6 protein-coding genes are annotated in these 3889 nt (G+C 67.5%); 1 reads left to right on the plus strand and 5 read right to left on the minus strand.

Annotated features, from left to right (window positions below):
* The 5 genes from GX414_10220 to GX414_10240 all read right to left on the minus strand — a co-directional run.
* On the minus strand, positions 1–166 hold a 166-nt coding region (locus GX414_10220; protein NLI47472.1), incomplete at its 3' end, for a DUF1015 domain-containing protein.
* A gap of 4 nt (positions 167–170) precedes the next feature.
* The gene (locus tag GX414_10225; GenBank protein ID NLI47473.1) at positions 171–590 is read right to left on the minus strand and encodes a biopolymer transporter ExbD; all 420 of its coding nucleotides are present in this window, start codon (positions 588–590) and stop codon (positions 171–173) included.
* A complete protein-coding gene (locus GX414_10230) occupies positions 587–1237 on the minus strand; it encodes a MotA/TolQ/ExbB proton channel family protein (GenBank protein NLI47474.1) in 651 nt (216 codons plus the stop codon). Before GX414_10230 ends, GX414_10225 begins: the two co-directional genes overlap by 4 nt.
* Before the next feature lie 224 nt (positions 1238–1461).
* On the minus strand, positions 1462–2199 hold the full coding sequence (gene pyrF, locus GX414_10235; GenBank protein NLI47475.1) for an orotidine-5'-phosphate decarboxylase: 738 nt from the start codon (positions 2197–2199) through the stop codon (positions 1462–1464).
* 4 nt (positions 2200–2203) lie between these two features.
* On the minus strand, positions 2204–3268 hold the full coding sequence (locus GX414_10240) for a dihydroorotate dehydrogenase (protein NLI47476.1): 1065 nt from the start codon (positions 3266–3268) through the stop codon (positions 2204–2206).
* A 108-nt stretch (positions 3269–3376) separates the two neighbouring features.
* Here GX414_10240 and GX414_10245 point away from each other — a divergent pair.
* Positions 3377–3889: permease (locus tag GX414_10245; protein NLI47477.1), on the plus strand; the 513-nt coding region annotated here is incomplete at its 3' end.

The raw sequence follows: 3889 nt of genomic DNA on the forward strand, positions 1-3889 counted from the left end.
CCTTCGGGTAGAAATAGGTGGAGTTGTGGGGCATCCTGAGCCCTGCCTCGGCGATTTCCAGGACATCATCCATGGTCGGGGGATTGAGCAGGAAGGCGATGTCGGCCATCGAAGACGTGGGGATCTCGGAAGTCAGCTTGCCGCGCAGGGAGACTCGGGATTTCATGGCCTCACCCCTTCTTTTCGGTCAAGAGCGAGATGTTGCGGATGCTGTTGCGCAACATCATTTCATAGACCGTGTTGAATGAACGGTAGGGCGCCCGCTTGTCGCACTTGATGATGAACTGGCGGCTGGGATGGGTCTGGACGATTTCCTTGAGGATCGACTCCAGCTTGGCCATGTCGGTCACCAGCTCGCTCTCCCGAATGCCGTCGGAGATGCGGATCCCCTCGTCGGCGGTGATGGCGATGATGGCGGCGTCCTTTTCCACCTTCTGCTGCACGACGGATGCGGGGAGCTGGACGTCGGTCCGGTCCACGCTGAAGCTCGTGGTGAACATGAAGAAGGTGATGAGCAGAAAGGCGATGTCGGCCATCGAGGCCGTGGGTATGACTGCGGTGACGGGCCGGGTCCGATATCGGATAATCATGACCGGGGTTTGGGCTCCTCTTCGATTTCAGCGAACGTTTCCAGCAGCATGGCGGACGTGGTTTCCATCAGCAGCACGAAGTTGTTCACCCGGGTGGTGAACAGGTTGTAGGCGAGCTGCACCGGGAAGGCGATCATGAGACCGGTGGCGGTGGTGATGAGCGCCTCGGCGATGCCCTTGGCCACGAGCTTGGGGTCGCCGAAACCCACCGACCCCAGCACGCCGAAGGAGTCGATCATGCCGGTGACGGTCCCCAGGAAGCCGAGCAGGGGAGCGACGTTGGCCACCGTGGCCATGATCCAGAGCCCGCGCTCCAGCCGGGACACCTCGTGGAGAGAGACGCTCTCAATGGCCCGGATGATTTCTTCATGCGGCCGTCCGAATCGAAGCAGGCCGGCCTTGAGCACGTCGGACAGGGGACCCGGCGTCTGGCCGGTGGTGTCCAGCGCGCCCTGCAGATTGCGCTCCAGAAGCTGGGTCCGCACCTTGCCGAAAAGCAGCTGCGGATTGACTGACATCCGGCGGAAGAAGATGGCCCGCTCGATGATGATGACCAGGCCGGCGATGGAGCAGGCCAGCAGCAGCCACATGACGAAGCCGCCCTTGATGAAATAGTCAACGAGGTTTCCGAAGATTCCAACTGCCACGTGATGCCTCCAGCTGTGGGTTCAAGTCCGCGGGAGCGACTCCCAATTGATGACCATTATTCGGAAATGGATCGCCGACGGTTTCTGAAATTTGAGTCGAAGCTGCATCCCGCCGGGATCATCCGGTGCGTTTCGGCACCGAGGCGAAGTCTCGGTGCCGGCGCAAGCGGCTGATGATAGTGTGAAAGCGTTCGGCTGTCAAGCAGGGGCCTGTCCGGACGGCGCTAACCGGCGAGCGCCTGGCGGATTTCCGCCAGGATGACCGCGGCCGCCGCGCCGGGATCGGGCGCCCGCAGGATGGGCCGGCCCACGACGATGGCGGAGGCGCCGGCGGCGATGGCGTCGCGCGGCGTGGTGATGCGGGACTGGTCGCCGGCGTCGGCGCCGGCCGGCCGGATCCCCGGCGTCACAATGAACGCGTCGGCGAAGGACCGGCGGAGCGCGGCCGCCTCCAGCGGCGACGCGACGAAGCCCCGCAGGCCGGCCCGGTAGGCCATGCCGGCCAGGATCTCCACCTGCCGCTCGGTTCCGCCCCCCGCGCCGATCCCGTGAAGATCGGCGTCGGACATGCTCGTCAGGACGGTGACGCCCAGCATCAGCGGCTCGGCCAGGCGCTCCCGGGCGCAGAACTCGCGCAGGCCGCCCAGCGCCTCGGTCAGACCCCGGGCGCCGTTGGCGCAGTGCACCGTGAACATGGCGGCGCCGAGCCGCGCCACCTGGCGGGCGGCGCCCAGGACGGTGTTGGGAATGTCGTGGAGCTTGAGGTCGAGGAACACCCGGGCGCCCTCGGCCACCAGCTCGCGGACCAGGTCGGGCCCCTCGGCCACGAAGAGCTGCAGGCCGACTTTGTAGATGCCCACCGAGGCCACGGTGCGCCGCACCATGTCGCGGGCCTGAGTCCGGTCGTCCACGTCGAGGGCCAGGATCAGGCGCTGTCGTGGATCTTCGGTCGTTGCGGTCATGGGCTCACCTCGTCGGCGGAGGAGACTGGGGCTGCCGGTGGAAGGCGCCGATGTACGACTCGATCCGGTCGATCGCCCGGCGCCGGCAGAAGGCTTCCACACCCTCCAAGATTTCCATCGTGATCGCGGGCCGGATGTAGTTGGCGGTGCCCACCTGGACGGCCCGTGCGCCCAGGGCCAGGTATTCCAAAGCGTCCATGGCGGTCATGACCCCGCCGATGCCGATGACCGGGATGTCCACGCTCCGGCAGATGTCATGGACCAGCCGCTGGGCCAGCGGCTTGATCGCCGGTCCGCTGAGCCCGCCGGTCACGTTGGCGATGCGCGGCCGCAGGGTCTCGGCGTCAATGGCGATGCCCACGAAGGTGTTCACGGCCGAGACCGCATCGGCCCCGGCGTCGCGGCAGGCGCGGGCGAACGCCACGATATCGGTCACGTTGGGCGATAACTTGACGATCAGCGGAAAATCGCCGATGGCCCGGCGGACCGCTCCGGTCACCCGGCCGGTCTGGGCGGGGTCGGTGGCGAAGTGGATGCCGCCCGCCGTGACGTTGGGGCAGGAGACGTTGAGTTCCAGCGCCGCCAGCCCGTCTGCGCCGGCCAGCCGGCGGGCCGCCTCGACGTACTCCTCGACGCTGCCGCCCAGCACGTTGGCGATGATGGTGGCGCCGGTGGCGCGCAGCGGCGGGAGCTTGTCGCGGAGGAAGGCATCGATACCCACGTTCTGCAAACCGATGGCGTTGAGCATCCCCGCCGGGGTTTCGTAGATGCGCGGCGACGGGTTGCCCGGCCGCGGCGCCAGGCTCAGCCCCTTGACCACGACGGCGCCGAGGCGCGCCAGGTCCAGGTACGGGGCGAATTCCAGTCCGTAGCCGAAGGTGCCGCTGGCGGTCATCACGGGGTTTTTCAGCCGCAGGGGGCCGATGGTGGTGCTCAGGTCCATGCCGGTTTCGCCTCTGGGCCCGCGGGCCGGGGTGCGTCCGCGCGATTCTACCAGAACCGTCGGATCCAGTCGAGAATTTCTCCGGCGTCCGGCCGTGGGTTGCATCCCAGGGCGGTTTGGAATCATCTGAATCACGATGACCGCCCGAAGGTGGTCAATTCTTCGATCGGCGGGACATTGACTGTGGATACTCTGATCCGAATCGCAGCTGAATTCTGGGCCGTCCTGTGCCGGATGTCGCCGTACCTGCTCTTCGGCTTCGCCATGGCCGGGCTGCTGTCGGTGCTGATTCCCGCGCGGCTGGTGGCCCGCCATCTGGGCGGCGGTGGATTCTGGCCGGTGGTCAAGGCGGCCCTGTTCGGCATCCCGCTGCCCCTCTGCTCGTGCAGCGTCATCCCGGTGGCGGCGTCGCTGCGCAAGTCGGGCGCGGGCCGGGGTGCGACCACGGCGTTCCTGCTGGCCACGCCCATGACGGGCGCCGACAGCATCCTGGCGGTGTACAGCCTGCTGGGCCCGGTGTTCGCCGCGTTCACGCCGCTGGCCGCGCTGGTCAGCGGCTGCCTGGGAGGGCTGGGCATGAACCTGTTGAGCCGGGACGAACCGGCGCGACCGGCGCCCGCGCCGCCGCAACCGTCCCCGTGCGAATGCGGCCCGAACGTTGCGTCGGTGACTTCGCCCGGCTTGTCCGCCTGCGGCTGCAGCGAGACGCCTGCCGTCGCTGCGGCGCCGCCGACCCAGCCGACCTGC

Source organism: Acidobacteriota bacterium (genome assembly GCA_012517875.1).
In the GTDB taxonomy this organism is placed as follows: domain Bacteria; phylum Acidobacteriota; class JAAYUB01; order JAAYUB01; family JAAYUB01; genus JAAYUB01.

Excerpts from the sequence above, each read along its gene's own strand:
- pyrF (NLI47475.1), bottom strand. The coding sequence starts at position 2,199 with ATGACCGCAACGACCGAAGATCCACGACAGCGCCTGATCCTGGCCCTC.
- GX414_10225 (NLI47473.1), bottom strand. The coding sequence starts at position 590 with ATGATTATCCGATATCGGACCCGGCCCGTCACCGCAGTCATACCCACG.
- GX414_10240 (NLI47476.1), bottom strand. The coding sequence starts at position 3,268 with ATGATTCCAAACCGCCCTGGGATGCAACCCACGGCCGGACGCCGGAGA.